At 67.6% G+C, this 14,486-nt stretch carries 13 protein-coding genes; 2 read left to right on the top strand and 11 right to left on the bottom strand.

Features of this window, described 5'->3' with window-relative positions; all coding sequences use genetic code 11:
* Positions 1-24: 24 nt before the first annotated feature.
* Positions 25-621 carry a TetR/AcrR family transcriptional regulator C-terminal ligand-binding domain-containing protein gene (locus tag H7J86_RS07010; protein ID WP_090355467.1) on the top strand — a complete coding sequence of 199 codons (597 nt, stop codon included), beginning with the start codon at positions 25-27 and terminating at the stop codon, positions 619-621.
* Positions 622-628: 7 nt separating this feature from the next.
* Here the strand turns inward: H7J86_RS07010 and H7J86_RS07005 are convergent, their stop codons facing one another.
* Complete coding sequence (locus H7J86_RS07005) at positions 629-1,393, bottom strand: enoyl-CoA hydratase (RefSeq protein WP_187098711.1); 765 nt, start codon at positions 1,391-1,393, stop codon at positions 629-631.
* 30 nt (positions 1,394-1,423) lie between these two features.
* Here H7J86_RS07005 and H7J86_RS07000 point away from each other — a divergent pair, with 30 nt between their 5' ends.
* Entirely contained in the window at positions 1,424-2,314 is an 891-nt protein-coding gene (locus tag H7J86_RS07000; protein ID WP_267290116.1) for an alpha/beta hydrolase, read from the top strand.
* Here the strand turns inward: H7J86_RS07000 and nuoN are convergent.
* The 10 genes from nuoN to nuoE are packed head-to-tail and all read right to left on the bottom strand — an operon-like array spanning position 2,304 to position 14,485.
* Positions 2,304-3,887, bottom strand: a complete 1,584-nt coding sequence (gene nuoN, locus H7J86_RS06995) for an NADH-quinone oxidoreductase subunit NuoN (RefSeq protein ID WP_267290114.1) — start codon at positions 3,885-3,887, stop codon at positions 2,304-2,306. The genes H7J86_RS07000 and nuoN overlap by 11 nt on opposite strands.
* On the bottom strand, positions 3,884-5,464 hold the full coding sequence (locus H7J86_RS06990; protein WP_276065129.1) for an NADH-quinone oxidoreductase subunit M: 1,581 nt from the start codon (positions 5,462-5,464) through the stop codon (positions 3,884-3,886). The genes nuoN and H7J86_RS06990 overlap by 4 nt, the downstream gene beginning before the upstream one ends.
* Positions 5,458-7,332, bottom strand: a complete 1,875-nt coding sequence (nuoL, locus tag H7J86_RS06985) for an NADH-quinone oxidoreductase subunit L (RefSeq protein ID WP_267290110.1) — start codon at positions 7,330-7,332, stop codon at positions 5,458-5,460. The genes H7J86_RS06990 and nuoL overlap by 7 nt, the downstream gene beginning before the upstream one ends.
* The gene (nuoK, locus tag H7J86_RS06980) at positions 7,332-7,631 is read right to left on the bottom strand and encodes an NADH-quinone oxidoreductase subunit NuoK (RefSeq protein ID WP_090356218.1); all 300 of its coding nucleotides are present in this window, start codon (positions 7,629-7,631) and stop codon (positions 7,332-7,334) included. The genes nuoL and nuoK overlap by 1 nt, the downstream gene beginning before the upstream one ends.
* Positions 7,631-8,365, bottom strand: coding sequence for an NADH-quinone oxidoreductase subunit J (locus H7J86_RS06975; protein WP_267290108.1), 735 nt, complete (start codon positions 8,363-8,365; stop codon positions 7,631-7,633). The genes nuoK and H7J86_RS06975 overlap by 1 nt, the downstream gene beginning before the upstream one ends.
* Positions 8,362-8,901, bottom strand: a complete 540-nt coding sequence (gene nuoI, locus H7J86_RS06970; protein ID WP_090355453.1) for an NADH-quinone oxidoreductase subunit NuoI — start codon at positions 8,899-8,901, stop codon at positions 8,362-8,364. Before nuoI ends, H7J86_RS06975 begins: the two co-directional genes overlap by 4 nt.
* The gene (gene nuoH, locus H7J86_RS06965; protein ID WP_267290106.1) at positions 8,894-10,111 is read right to left on the bottom strand and encodes an NADH-quinone oxidoreductase subunit NuoH; all 1,218 of its coding nucleotides are present in this window, start codon (positions 10,109-10,111) and stop codon (positions 8,894-8,896) included. The genes nuoI and nuoH overlap by 8 nt, the downstream gene beginning before the upstream one ends.
* The gene (locus tag H7J86_RS06960) at positions 10,108-12,477 is read right to left on the bottom strand and encodes an NADH-quinone oxidoreductase subunit G (protein ID WP_267290104.1); all 2,370 of its coding nucleotides are present in this window, start codon (positions 12,475-12,477) and stop codon (positions 10,108-10,110) included. Before H7J86_RS06960 ends, nuoH begins: the two co-directional genes overlap by 4 nt.
* The gene (gene nuoF / locus H7J86_RS06955) at positions 12,474-13,778 is read right to left on the bottom strand and encodes an NADH-quinone oxidoreductase subunit NuoF (RefSeq protein WP_267290102.1); all 1,305 of its coding nucleotides are present in this window, start codon (positions 13,776-13,778) and stop codon (positions 12,474-12,476) included. The genes H7J86_RS06960 and nuoF overlap by 4 nt, the downstream gene beginning before the upstream one ends.
* Positions 13,775-14,485 (bottom strand): NADH-quinone oxidoreductase subunit NuoE, encoded by a 711-nt coding sequence (gene nuoE / locus H7J86_RS06950; protein WP_267290100.1) that lies wholly within the window; start codon positions 14,483-14,485, stop codon positions 13,775-13,777. Before nuoE ends, nuoF begins: the two co-directional genes overlap by 4 nt.
* Position 14,486: the final 1 nt, after the last annotated feature.

Below are 14,486 nucleotides of genomic sequence, written 5' to 3'. Positions count from 1 at the left end.
AATTACGCTACCATTGGTAGCGATATGAAAGCAGACTCGTCTTCGATTGACAAGGGGGCCGGGCGGCCCCGGGATCCCCGCATCGACGCTGCCATACTCGGCGCCACTGCGGATCTGCTTGTGGAGATCGGTTATTCGAATCTGACCATGGCGGCCGTCGCGGAACGCGCGGGCACCACCAAAACCGCGCTCTACCGCCGATGGTCGAGCAAGGCGGAGTTAGTGCACGAGGCGGCGTTCCCCACCGCGCCCACCGCCCTGGGCATGCCCGAGGGTGATATCGCCACCGACGTCCGCGCCATGATCGCCGCGGCGGCAGCGGTGTTCACCAGCCCGGTGGTGCGTGCCGCACTGCCCGGCGTCATCGCCGATATGGCCGCCGACGCTGACCTGAGTTACCGGGTGATGAGCCGGTTCACCGGATTGTTCGGCGTTGTGCGGGATCGGCTGGTGCACGCCGTCGAGCGTGGCGAGGTGCGTCCCGATGTCGACCCCGACCGGCTCATCGAGGTCATCGGCGGAGTGAACCTGCTGCGCATGCTGCTGGTGCCCGGATGGGAACTCGACGAACAGTGGCTGGACCAAACCACCGCCATCGTGGTGCACGGCATCGTCCGCTGACCCAGCGCTAGGTGATCTGACTCCTGTTGCGCCGTGACACCGCCTCGAACCGATCGCCCAGGCCGTCGAGATCACGGTGCTGCGCATACGCGATACGGGCCTCGGCCTCGAGTGCCGGGTCGATCACCGCTGCGGCGCCCTCGGTATAGATCTGCTTGAGCCCCAGCATGATCGGGCCGGGTACCTCGGCGACCTGGCCGGCCAGCTCCAATGCGCGGCTCAGCAACTGCGCATGCTCGACGACCTCGGTCACCAATCCGATCCGTTCGGCGCGTGCCGCATCGACCACCTCACCGGTCATCGACAGCCGCCGCGCCATCGACAGGCCCACCACCTGAGGCAACCGGGCGGTCATCCCGCCGCCGGGCAGAATCCCCACCCGGGCATGGGTGTCGGCGAACACCGCGCGCTGCGACGCCACTAGGAAGTCGCAACCGAGCGCAATCTCCAGCCCGCCGGTGAAGGTGGCGCCGTTGATCGCCCCGATGATCGGGGTGCGCATCTCCCGGACTGCGGTGATACAACTCTGCGACCGGAATTCCTCGAAGTACGTCAACCCGTCCCGCGCGGCTTCCTTGAGATCAACCCCCGCGCAGAACGCCGGATCGGTCCCGGTGAGCACCACCGCGCGCACCGCGTCGTCGGCGTCGGCGGAGGTCAGCGCTGCGTACAGCGCCCGGATCAGATCACGGCTCAGCGCATTCCTGGCCGCCGGGCGGTTCAGGGTCAGCAACCGCACGGCGCCGTGGTCGGAGGACAGCACGACACTCATCCCTGCAACGTAATGCGTATGGTCGATGCGGTGTCCATCTTGTCGACTCCTCTCATCGCCGATGCCCTGGCCCGGCTGTTCTCCCGGGTCGTCAACCCCAGCCCAAAACCGGGTGTGCAGTTCCCGGACATCGCCGGGCGCACCACCGAGGCCGACATCCCGACCCGGCACGGTGACACCGCCGCAACCATCTACCACCCGGTCGGCGAGCCCGCCGGGGTGTACGTCAACATCCACGGCGGCGGCTTCGTCGTCGGGCACCGGGAACAGGACGATCCATGGTGCCGCTTCCTGGCGGCCCGCGCCGGCGTCACCGTGGTGAACACCGACTATCTGCTCGCTCCCGACTGCCGGTTCCCGACCCCCGCCGAGCAGTTGTACGACGTGGTGTCCTGGTCGGCGGCACAGGAGGCGGGCGACCGGCTCTGTGTGGGTGGGCAGAGCGCAGGGGGCAATCTGTCGGCGGCCGTGTCCCGGATGGCGCTGACACACGGCGGTCCGCCGATCGCGCTGCAGGTGCTGCACTATGCGCCACTGGACCTGGTGACGGCGACGGGACGCAAGCGGTCGCCGCTGGGCGGCAAGGCCATCATGAAACCGTGGATGGGAGAGGTGTTCGATACCGCTTACATTCCCGACCAGAAGCGCCGCCGCGATCCGCTGGCCTCGCCGGCGTGGGGTGACAACGCCGACGAGATCGCCGGTATTGCACGGGCTTTGGTGATCACATGCGAGTACGACCGGCTTCGCGACGAGGCGGCCGCCTACGCCAAGAACCTGGACGCGGTCGGTGCGCTCGCCGACTATGTCGAGGTGCCCGCCGTCGACCACGGCTACAACATCATGAGCGATGCCACCGAGGTCACCCGTGGCATGTACGAGCTGATCGCCGGGCAGGTACGCCAGGCCGTCAACCGGTGAACTGCTGGCCGTTGACCAGATCCAGCAGGGGTTGGGGCAGCGCGCCGAGCGCGAAAGTCACGGCCGCGGTGATGGTCACGGTCGCCGTGCTGAGCATGCTGGGGACCACCACGACGGGTGGGTTCTCGGGTGGATCGGTGAAGAACATCAACACGATGACGCGCACGTAGAAGTACGCTGCCACGGCACTGGCGACCACACCGACGATCACCAGCGGAGCGGCTCCGCCCTCGGCGGCGGCCTTGAACACCGCGAACTTGGCCACGAAGCCACTGGTCAGCGGGATACCCGCGAATGCCAGCAGAAACAGCGAAAAGACCACGCTCACCAGGGGGTAACGACGGCCCAGCCCGGCCCACTGGGACAGCGTGGTGGCCTCCTCACCGTCGGCGTTGCGTACCAGGCCGGCGAGCGCGAACGCGCCCAAGGTGCTGAAACCGTAGGCGAACAGATAGAACAGTGTCGCCGACAGTCCGGCACCGTTGAGGGCGATCACCCCGGTGAGGATGAACCCGGCATGCGCCACCGAGGAATACGCCAGCATCCGCTTGACATCGCTCTGTGAGATGGCGGTGATGGTGCCGACTGCCATGGTGAGGATGGCGATGACCCACAGCACTGGACGCCAGTCATGCGCCAGGCCGGGCAGCGCCACATAGAAGATCCGTAACATCGCCCCGAACGCGGCGATCTTGGTGGCCGCCGCCATGAACGCCGTCACCGGCGTCGGGGCGCCCTGATAGACATCGGGAATCCACGAATGAAACGGCACCGCACCCACTTTGAACAACACCCCGACCGACACCAGGGCCACCCCGACCACCGCCATCGAGGTGTCCCCGCCGGTGGTCACCGCGGCGGCGATCCCACCGAGGCTGAAGCCGCCGGAGAACCCGTACAGCATCGCGATCCCGTACAGGAAGAACGCCGACGAGAACGCACCCAGCAGAAAGTACTTCAGCGCGGCTTCCTGGGACAGCAGCCGTCGCCGGCGTGCCAGCCCGCACATCAGGTACAGCGGCAGGGAGAACACCTCGAGCGCGACGAACATGGTCAGCAGGTCGTCGGCGGCCGGGAACAACATCATCCCTGCCACGGCGAACATCGTGAGCGGGAAGACCTCGGTCTGGGCGACCACGGCTTTCGCGGCGATCTTCTCCGCGACGCTGCCCGGAACCGCCGCTGCTTGCGGGGTGAACGCGTCCAGACCGAGCCCCTCGTCGGTGGGTATCCGCCGCTCGGCGATCAGAAGCGTGCCGAGGATACCGATGAGCAGCAGGGTGCCCTGGAGGAACAGTGCCGGTCGGTCCACCGCGACAGCGCCGACCGCCGCCGGGCCGCCCGCGCCGTTGAGGGACAAGGTCACCAGCACCACCGCCGCCAGCGCGGCCAGTTGACCGCCCACGGCGAGCACCAGTTGGGTGGCGTACCGGACACCGCGCGGCAGGAACGCTTCCACCAGAACGCCGGCCACCGCCACCCCGAGCATGATCAGCATCGGTGACAGCTGGAAGTACTCGATGGACGGTGCCGGAGAGAGCGAAGCGACGGGAAATGGACCAGGCAGTGTCATCGGTGCGAGCCCTCCGCGGTCGGGACGGGATCCTGCTGATGAATCGTGCGCAGGGTGTGGTCGACAGCCGGATTGATGACATCCAGTGCGGGTTTCGGGTAGATACCCAGCACCAGCAGCAGCGCGATCAGCGGCGCCACCACGATCAGTTCCCGCGGTACCAGATCGCGCAACCGCTCGTTGCCGTCCTTCACCGGTCCCGTCATCATCCGCTGGTACGCCCACAGGATGTAGATCGCGGACAACACCAGTGCACTCACCGCGAACACCGCGATCGCCGGATATCGGGTGAATGTGCCGATCAGCACCAGGAATTCGGAGATGAACGGCGCCAGCCCGGGTAGCGACAGGGTGGCCAGTCCGGCGACCAGGAATGTTCCGGCCAGCACCGGGGCCACCTTCTGCACACCGCCGAAGTCGGCGATGAGCCGCGAACCCCGGCGCGACACCAGGAATCCGGCGATGAGGAACAGTGCCGCCGTGGAGATGCCGTGGTTGACCATGTAGAGCGTGGACCCGGACTGGCCCTGGCTGGTCATCACGAAGATACCCAGGATGATGAACCCGAAGTGGGAGATCGACGTGTAGGCGATCAGCCGCATGACATCGGTCTGACCGATCGCCACGACGGCGCCGTAGACGATGCCGATCACGGCGAGGGTGATGATCAACGGCCGGAACGTCATGGACGCGTCGGGGAACAGTTGTAGGCAGTACCGCAGCATGCCGAAGGTGCCGACCTTGTCGACGACGGCCATCATCAGCACCGCCGTCGCCGGGGTGGCCTCGACGGCGGCGTCCGGCAGCCAGCGGTGGAACGGCCACAGCGGGGCCTTCACCGCGAAGGCGAACATGAATCCGAGGAACAGGGCATTGAGCACGGCGGGGCTCGCGCCGAGTTCGCCGCGGGAGACCGCACCGACGATGGCCCGGAAGTCGAACGTCCCTCCGAGGGTGTCGGTGGTCACCACGTACAGTCCGATCACCCCGGCCAGCATGATGAGCCCGCCGAACAGGTTGTACAGCAGGAATTTCACCGCCGCGGCGCTTCTGCCGGCGCCACCGAACCCGCCGATCAGGAAGTACATCGGGATGAGCATGGCCTCGAAGAACACGTAGAACAGCAGCACGTCGAGGGCGACCAGTGAGATCAGCACCATACCTTCGACAGCGAGGGTCAGTGCCAGATAACTCTGGATGGAACGTATCCCGAAGCGGGTCTGGTCCCCGGCAGGTGATTCTCCCGTCGCTGCGGCGGCCCCGGTGTTCCAGCCCGCGATCAACAGCAGCGGCACCAACACCGCGGTCAGCACCACCAGGGCCAGCGCGATCCCGTCGACGCCGAGGATATAGCCGGTGCCGAAGGTCGGAATCCACTGGTGGTCCTCGACGAACTGGAACTGCGGTCCCGCCGGGTCGAACCGCACCGCGAGCACGAGCGCGATGGCCAGCACCGCACACGACACCGCCAGCGCCACATAGCGTGCGATCTGCTTGGCGGGCAACAGGATCACCACCGCGGCGCCGACGATCGGCACCGCCCACAGCGCGCTCAACCAGCCGATGCCGGTCACCAGATCCTCACCACCAGGAACGCTCCGATCACCAGGGCCGCACCGCCGAGCATGGACAGGGCGTAGGACCGGGCGAATCCGGTCTGCCAGGACCGCATTCGCCGGGAGGCATCACCGATCAGTCCGGCCAGGCCGCGGGTCACCCCGTCGACGGCGTCATCGTCGATCTCGACCAGACCCGCGGTGAGCTGCCGGCCAGGCCGCATGAACACCGATTCGTTGAACCGGTCGCCGTACAGATCGGCGCGCGCCGCATCGGTCAATGCCGAGCCCTGCGGCGCGGTGTCGGGTACCGGGCGCTTTACGTACATCCGGTAGGCGACACCGACACCGATCGCGACCACCGACAGGGTCACCACGGTCATGACCCACACCGGGACGGCACCGTGGGCTTCGTGGCTGCCGACCACCGGTTCCAGCCAGTGCGCCAGGGTGCCGCCGATGGCCAGGAGCGCACCGGCGCCGACGGAGCCGATGGCCAGCACGATCATCGGGGCGGTCATGATGCCGGGGGATTCGTGGGGATGTTGCTCGTGCCCGTCCCAACGCTTTTCGCCGAAGAACGTCATCAGCATCACCCGGGTCATATAGAACGCGGTGATACCCGCACCCAGCAGTGCCGCGCCGCCCAGCAGCCATCCGCGTGCCCCGCCGGTGGCGAACGCCGTCTCGATGATGGCGTCCTTGGAGAAGAAGCCGGCGAACGGCGGCACCCCGATGATCGCCAGGTACCCCAGCCCGAACGTCACGAACGTCACCGGCATGTACGTGCGGAGACCGCCGTAGCGGCGCATATCGGTTTCGTCGTTCATACCGTGCATCACGGACCCGGCGCCGAGGAACAACCCGGCCTTGAAGAAGCCGTGCGTGAGCAGATGCATGATCGCCACCGCGTAGCCGGCCGGGCCCAGCCCGGCGGCCAGCACCATGTAGCCGATCTGCGACATCGTCGAGGCGGCAAGGGCTTTCTTGATGTCGTCCTTCGCGCACCCGATGATCGCGCCGAACAGCAAGGTGACCGCGCCGACGACCGTGACGGCCAGCTGAGCGTGGGGGGCGAGGTTGAACACCGGCCCGGATCGCACGATCAGATAGACGCCCGCGGTGACCATGGTCGCGGCATGGATGAGCGCCGACACCGGCGTCGGGCCTTCCATCGCGTCACCCAACCAGGACTGCAGCGGCACCTGTGCGGACTTACCGCACGCGGCGAGCAGCAGCAGGAGTCCGATCGTGTTCAGCGAACCCTCGGACAATCCCGGTGCCGCCCCGAAAAGGCCGGCGTACGAGACGGTTCCGGCCGTACTGAACATCACCATCAGCGCCAGCGCCAGGCCCATGTCGCCGACCCGGTTGACGATGAACGCCTTCTTGGCCGCGGTTGCCGCCGCCGGCTTGTACGACCAGAACCCGATCAGCAGGTAGGACGCCAAGCCGACACCTTCCCACCCCATGTACAGGCCCAGGTAGTTGTCGGCCAGGACCAGCAGCAGCATCGCCGCGACGAACAGATTCAGGTAGGCGAAAGACCTTCTACGATCAGGATCGTGGCTCATGTAGCCGATGGAGTACAGGTGGATCAGCGAACCCACCCCGGTGATCAGCAGCACGAAACAGATGGACAGCGCGTCGACTTGCAGACCGAAGTCGACGTGCAGTGCCCCGACCGGTACCCAGGAGAACAGGGTCTGCTGGATCACCCGGTCATCGGCATCGCGGCCGAGCAGATCGGCGAACAGCACCACGCCCACGAGGAATGACGCCAGGACCGTCGCGCAACCCAGCAGGTGACCCCAGCTGTCGGTGGCCCTGCCCCCGAGCAGCAGCACGGCCGCACCGGCCAGGGGGAGGGCGATCAGCAGCCAGGTCATCAGTTCCTCAGCAGACTGGCCGCGTCCACGGACGCCGATCGCCGGGCCCGGAAGATCGTCATGATGATGGCCAGGCCCACCACCACCTCACACGCGGCGACCACCATGGTGAAAAACGCCACCACCTGCCCGTCGAGGTGACCGTGCATCCGGGAGAGGGTGACGAAGGCCAGGTTCGCCGCGTTGAGCATCAGTTCGACGCACATGAACATGACGATCGCGTTGCGACGCAACAGCACCCCGGTGGCGCCGATGGTGAACAGCAGGGCCGACAGGTACAGATAGTTCGCGGGATTCATCACTTGCTCCCGTCCCGCGGAACCAGGATGGTGCTGACCGACGTCCGGGCCGCGGTGCCGTCGGGTAGCCGGGCCGGGACATCCACGGCGTTGTGCCGCGCGTACACCCCGGGGCTGGGCAGTGTGGTCGGATAACCGCCCGGCCCGAACCGCTCGATCGCCAGCTCGCGCTGGGTTTTGCGGCGGTCGAACCGTTCCCGGTGCGCCAGTACCATCGCGCCCAGGGTGGCGGTGATCAGCAGCGCGCTGGTGAGCTCGAACGCCCAGACATAGCGGGTGAAGATCAGTGCGGCCAGGCCCTCGACATTGCCGCCCCGGTTCGCGGCATCGAGCCCCGTGAATCCGTTCACCGCGACGTTGCCGATCCCGCCGATCAGCAGTACCCCGAAGCCGATACCGGCCACGATGGCCGCAACTCGTTGCCCGCGAATGGTTTCCACCAGCGACTCCGAGGTGTCGACGCCGATCAGCATGAGCACGAACAGGAACAGCATCATCACCGCACCGGTGTAGACGACAACCTGGACGATCCCGAGGAACACGGCGTCCTGCGCGATATAGAGCACCGCGAGGTTGATCATCGTGATCGCCAGGAACAGTGCCGAGTACACCGCTTTGGTGGCGGTCACCACCCCGATCGCACCGAGGACGGCCAGGGTGCCGACGATCCAGAAGGTGACGGCCTCGGTGGTCGAGGTCTGCGCCAGGCCCTCGGCGAGTACCGTCGCGTTCATCGGGCCGGGACCTTCGGAATGCCGAGGCCTGTCGCGGTGATGTTGCCGCGGTAGTAGTCCTCGTCGGTGCTGCCGGGCGCCATCTCGTGCGGCGGGACGGTCATCTCGGGTGTGAGTGGGGCCAGCAGTTTGTCCTTGCCGTAGATCAGGTCGGCACGGTTGTCATCGGCCATCTCGTAGTCGTTGGTCATGGTCAGCGCCCGGGTGGGGCAGGCCTCGATGCACAACCCACACCCGATACAGCGCAGGTAGTTGATCTGGTACACCCGTCCGTACCGCTCGCCGGGTGAGAAGCGTTGTCCCTCGGTGTTGTCCGCGCCTTCGACGAAGATCGCATCGGCCGGGCACGCCCATGCGCACAGTTCGCAGCCGATGCATTTCTCCAGGCCGTCGGCATACCTGTTGAGCTGGTGGCGGCCGTGATAGCGCGCTGCCACCGGACCGGGATGTTCGGGGTACTGCTCGGTGATCGGCTTGGTGAACATCGTCTTGAAGGTGACACCGAACCCGGCCAGTGCATCGCCGACCTTAGACATCTGCGGCCTCCTTGTGCGGTAGCGGCGGCACCGGGAAGGCCCCGGTGTCAGGGGGTGGAGTCGGCGCCGCGATGTTGTGCCGCAGCGCATTCCACACCAGTAGAAGCAGGGCGGCGGCCGCGATGACGCCGACGCTGACCACCGCGGTCATCCACGACGGAGAGCCCTGGGCCCGCAACTCGTGGGTGACGGCGACGACGACGATCCAGCCCAGGGACAGCGGGATGAGGATCTTCCAGCCCAGCGCCATGAACTGGTCGTAGCGCAGCCTGGGCAAGGTGGCACGCAGCCAGATGTAGAAGAACAGGAAGGTCCACACCTTCGCGACGAACCACAGCAGTGGCCACCACCCGGAGTTCGCGCCGTCGATCATGTTGAAGGGGAACGGTGCGTGCCAGCCACCGAGGAACATCGTGGTGGCCAGGGCCGACACCGTGGTCATGTTGACGTATTCGGCGAGCATGAATATCGCGAACTTCAGCGACGAGTACTCGGTGTGGAACCCGCCCACCAGTTCACCTTCGGCTTCCGGCAGGTCGAAGGGCGCCCGGTTGGTCTCGCCGACCATCGAGGTGAGGTAGACCAGGAACGACGGCAGAAGCAGGAAGACGTACCAGGTGTCGTGCTGGGCGGCGACGATGCCCGAGGTCGACATGGTGCCCGCGTACAGGAACACCGCGGCGAAGGACAGTGCCATCGCGATCTCGTAGGAGATCACCTGGGCGCTGGAACGCAGACCACCCAGCAGCGGGTAGGTCGAGCCAGAAGCCCAGCCGGCCAGCACGATGCCGTACACCCCGATGGAGGTGACCGCCAGCACGTAGAGCACCGCCACCGGCAGGTCGGTCAGCTGTAACGGTGTGGTGTGCCCGAACACCGATACATAACCGCCCATCGGGATGACGGCGAACGCCATGATCGCGGGGATCACCGCCAGTACCGGGGCCAGCAGGTAGATCGGCTTGTCGACCGCGGCCGGGATGAGCCCCTCTTTGAGCGCGAGTTTGACGCCGTCGGCCAGGCTCTGCAACAGCCCGAACGGGCCGACCCGGTTGGGGCCGAACCGCATCTGCATGCGGCCCAGCACTTTCCGTTCCACCAGGATGGCCACCAGCACGGTGAGTAGCAGGAAGACGAAGATGCCGAGCGCTTTCGCGATCACCAGCCACCATGGGTCGTGGCCGAATGAGGTCAGATCCGGGGTGTTCATAGCGGCTCGATCCGCACGATGTCGCCGACGCCGGCGCCCAGCGTCGAATGCACCGCCGACCCGGCCGAGTTCAGCGGTAGCCACACCACCCGGTCCGGCATCTCGGTGATCTCCAGGGCAACGGTGATCGATCCCCGGTCGGTGCTGATCCGAACCGTGTCGGTGCAACCGGTTTCGGCGGCGGTGCCCGCCGACAGCCTGGCCACCACCGGGCGGGCGGTACCGGCCAGGTACGGTTCCCCGTCCTGTAGCCGGCCGGCATCGAGCAGCATCCGCCACGAGGAGAGCACGGCCTGGCCCGGGCCGGCCACCCGGGGGGCCGGGGCGATATCCGGTGCGGGGGCCGACTTGCCCTGCCACCCGCCGAGGCGGGCCAGCTCGGCGCGCACCCGGGGCGCGTCGGTGAGGCCGAGGTCGACGCCCACCTCGTCGGCCAGCGCGGCCAGCACCCGCATATCGCTGGTCGCCGCCGGGGGCAGGGCACCGTCGAACAGGCGGGGACGGCCCTCCCAGTTCACGAAGGCGCCGCTCTTCTCGGTCACGGGTGCGACCGGGAACACCACGTCGGCGCGCTCGGTGATCGCGCTGTGGCGCAACTCGAGGCTGACCACGAAACCCGCGGCCTCGACGGCGGCCAGTGCGGCGGCCGGGTCGGGCAGGTCGTCGACGTCCACCCCGCCGATCAGCAGGGCGGCCAGGTCGCCGGCGGCCGCGGCAGCCAGGATGCCCGCGGTGTCGCGGCCCGGCTGCTCCGGCAGCTCTTCGACATTCCAGCTTGCGACCACTTCCGCGCGGGCGGCCGGGTCGGTGACCGGCCGTCCGCCGGGCAACAGGTTCGGTGCCGCACCGGCTTCCAGTGCGCCCCGGTCGCCGGCGCGCCTGGGCACCCAGCCGATCCGGGCGCCGGTCGCATCCGCCAGCCGGACCGCTGCGGTGTAGGCACCCGGTGAGGTGGCCAGCCGCTCACCGACCAGGATGATGCTGCCCGAGGGGAGCTCGGCGCGCAGTCCGTCCAGCGCCGCGGCTTCGCCGCCCGGTGCGGCGCTGACCAGCCGGCCGCCCAACTTCGTCAGCCCGCGGGTGGCGAAGGGGGCCACGGAGAGGACCGGCAGCCCGTGCTTGCGGGCCGCCTTGCGCAGCCGCAGGAACACGATGGGGGATTCCTCTTCGGGCTCCAGCCCGGCCAGCAGGACTGTGGGTGCGGTCTCCAGGTCGGCGTAGGTCACCGCGAACGGCTGACCGGCCACGGCGTGCGCCAGGAAGTGCAGCTCCTCCTGCGAGCCGGCCCTGGCCCGGAAGTCGATATCGTTGGTGCCCAGCATGATCCGGGCGAATTTGGCGTACCCGTAGGCGTCTTCGAGGGTCAGGCGGCCACCGGTCAGTACCCCGGCCCTGCCCGCGGTCAGACCCCGCAGGGCCACGGCCACCGCTTCCGACCAGGAGGCGGGCCGTTGTGTTCCGTCGGGGTCGCGCAGCAGCGGGGTGGTGATCCGGTCGCCCTGGGTGGCGTAGGCGAACGCCCACCGACCCTTGTCGCAGTTCCATTCCTCGTTGACCTCGGGATCGTCGCCGGCCAGCCGCCGCAACACCTTTCCGCGCCGGTGATCGGTGCGCTGGGCGCAGCCCGAGGCGCAGTGCTCACATGCGCTCGGCGAGGACACCAGGTCGAACGGGCGGGCGCGGAACCGGTAGGCGGTGCCGGTCAGCGCACCGACGGGACAGATCTGCACGGTGTTGCCGGAGAAGTACGAATCGAACGGGCTCTCGTCCGCGATGCCGACCTGCTGCAGCGCACCGCGTTCCAGTAACTCGATGAAGGGGTCTCCGGCGATCTGATCGGAGAACCGGGTGCAGCGCGCGCACAGCACGCAGCGCTCGCGGTCCAGCAGCACCTGCGCGGACAGGTTGATCGGCTTGGGGTAGGTGCGTTTGACATCGGTGAACCGGGAGTCGGTGCGGCCGTTGGACATCGCCTGGTTCTGTAAGGGGCATTCGCCACCCTTGTCGCAGACCGGGCAGTCCAGCGGGTGATTGATCAGCAGCAGCTCCATCACCCCGTGCTGGGCCTTGTCGGCGGTGGGGGAGGTCAGCTGGGTACGCACCACCATATCCGGGGTGACGGTCGTGGTGCACGAGGCGAGCGGTTTGCGTTGCCCCTCCACCTCGACCAGGCACTGCCGGCACGCGCCGACCGGGTCCAGCAACGGATGGTCGCAGAACCGTGGGATCTGGATACCCATCAGCTCGGCAGCCCGGATCACCAGCGTGCCCTTGGGCACGCTGATCTGGTGGTCGTCGATGGTCAGCGTCACCATGTCCACGGGTGCGGTATCGCCAAGCGGCCCAGCCGGTTCGGCCAACGTCATACCCCTGCCCCTTCCGTCGCGAACACTGTCGAGGCATACGGGTCGAACGGGCATCCGTTGCCCAGATGTGCCTCGTACTCGTCGCGGAAATACTTGATGGACGAGATGATCGGGCTGGCGGCACCGTCGCCCAGGGCGCAGAACGACTTGCCCAGGATGGCGTCGGAGATGTCCAGCAGGGTGTCGATGTCGGTCCGGTTGCCCGCCCCCGTCTCCAGCCGCTCGAAGATCTGGCTCAGCCAGTAGGTGCCCTCCCGGCACGGCGTGCACTTGCCGCAGGACTCGTGCGCGTAGAACTGGGTCCATCTGCGCACCGCGCGCACCACACAGGTGGTCTCGTCGAAGATCTGCAGTGCCTTGGTGCCCAGCATCGACCCGGCGCCACCGACTCCCTCGTAATCCAGTGGGACGTCGAGGTGTTCGGGGGTCAGCATCGGGGTCGAGGAGCCGCCCGGCGTCCAGAACTTCAGCTGGTGCCCGGCCCGGACCCCACCGGCGTAGTCGAGCAGTTCTCGTAGCGTGATGCCCAGCGGAGCCTCGTACTGGCCCGGCCGGGTGACATGACCGGACAGCGAGTACAGCGTGAATCCCGGCGACTTCTCCGAGCCCATCGACTTGAACCAGTCCACCCCGCGGCGCACGATCGGCGGCACGCTGGCAATGGACTCCACGTTGTTGACCACCGTCGGGCAGGCGTACAGCCCGGCCACGGCCGGGAACGGCGGCCGAAGTCGCGGCTGCCCGCGGCGGCCCTCCAGGGAGTCCAGCAGCGCGGTCTCCTCACCGCAGATGTAGGCCCCGGCCCCGGCGTGCACCACCAGGTCCAGATCGAAACCCGACCCCAGGATGTCGCGGCCCAGATACCCGGCCTCGTACGCTTCGGCGACCGCGGCGCGCAACCGCCGTAACACGGGCACCACCTCGCCGCGCACGTAGATGAAGGCGTGCCGGGCCCGGATCGCGTACGAGGCGATGATCGCACCCTCGACGAGCACGTGCGGGGTGGCCATCATCAGCGGAATGTCTTTGCAGGTACCGGGTTCGGATTCGTCGGCGTTGATCACCAGATAGTGCGGCTTGGGGTCGGACTGGTTGATGAACGACCACTTCTGTCCGGTCGGGAAGCCGGCACCGCCGCGGCCGCGCAATCCGGACTCCTTGACCAGTGCGATGACCGCGTCGGGCTCCATGTCCAGGGCCGCGTCGAGCGCCTGGTACCCGTCGTGACGCAGATAGGTGTGCAGCGTCCAGGATTGCGGAGCATCCCAATAGCTGCTCAGCACCGGCGTCAGGTCGGTCATCGCTCACCCCTGGCGGCCCGCAGCCCGGCGAGTGTCGCCGCGCCCGGTGGTGAGGTGTCGGGGGCGCCGGCGGCCGTGTCCTCGACACCGGCCAGGATCCGCGCGGTCTCGCGGAAGGTGCACAGCGTCGCGCCACGGCTGGGCGTGACCGGCTGCCCCGCGCGTAGATCGTCGACCAGTTCCCTTACCGAAGAGGGGGTTTGGTTGTCGAAGAACTCCCAGTTCACCATCACCACCGGCGCGAAGTCGCAGGCGGCATTGCATTCGATGTGTTCCAGGGTGATCGACCCGTCGGCGGTGGTCTCGCCGGCGTGCACGCCGAGGTGTTCCTGCAGGATCTCCAGCAGCGCGTCGCCGCCCATGACGGCACACAGCGTGTTGGTGCACACCCCGACCAGATAGTCCCCGGTCGGGTTACGCCGGTACATCGAGTAGAAGGTGGCGACCGCGGTCACCTCGGCCGGGCTGAGCGCCAATTGCTCAGCGCAGAACCGGACGCCGGCCGGCGTCAGGTAGCCGTCCTGCGCCTGGACCAGGTGCAGCAGCGGCAGCAGGGCGGAGCGCGGATGCGGGTATCGGGCGATGATCTGCTCGGCGTCGGCGCCCAGGCGGCTGATCACCTCGGCCGAATAGGATTGCGGCCCCGCCGATATCGGGGGACCGGCCTCATCGGGCCGCTGGCCCAGTCGCAAATCGATGGCGCTCACC

This window comes from Mycobacterium hackensackense (genome assembly GCF_025822555.1).
GTDB classification, from domain to species: domain Bacteria; phylum Actinomycetota; class Actinomycetes; order Mycobacteriales; family Mycobacteriaceae; genus Mycobacterium; species Mycobacterium fluoranthenivorans.
The sequence above is the reverse complement of the archived record's forward strand: the minus strand, read 5'-3'. Positions and strand labels throughout refer to the sequence as shown.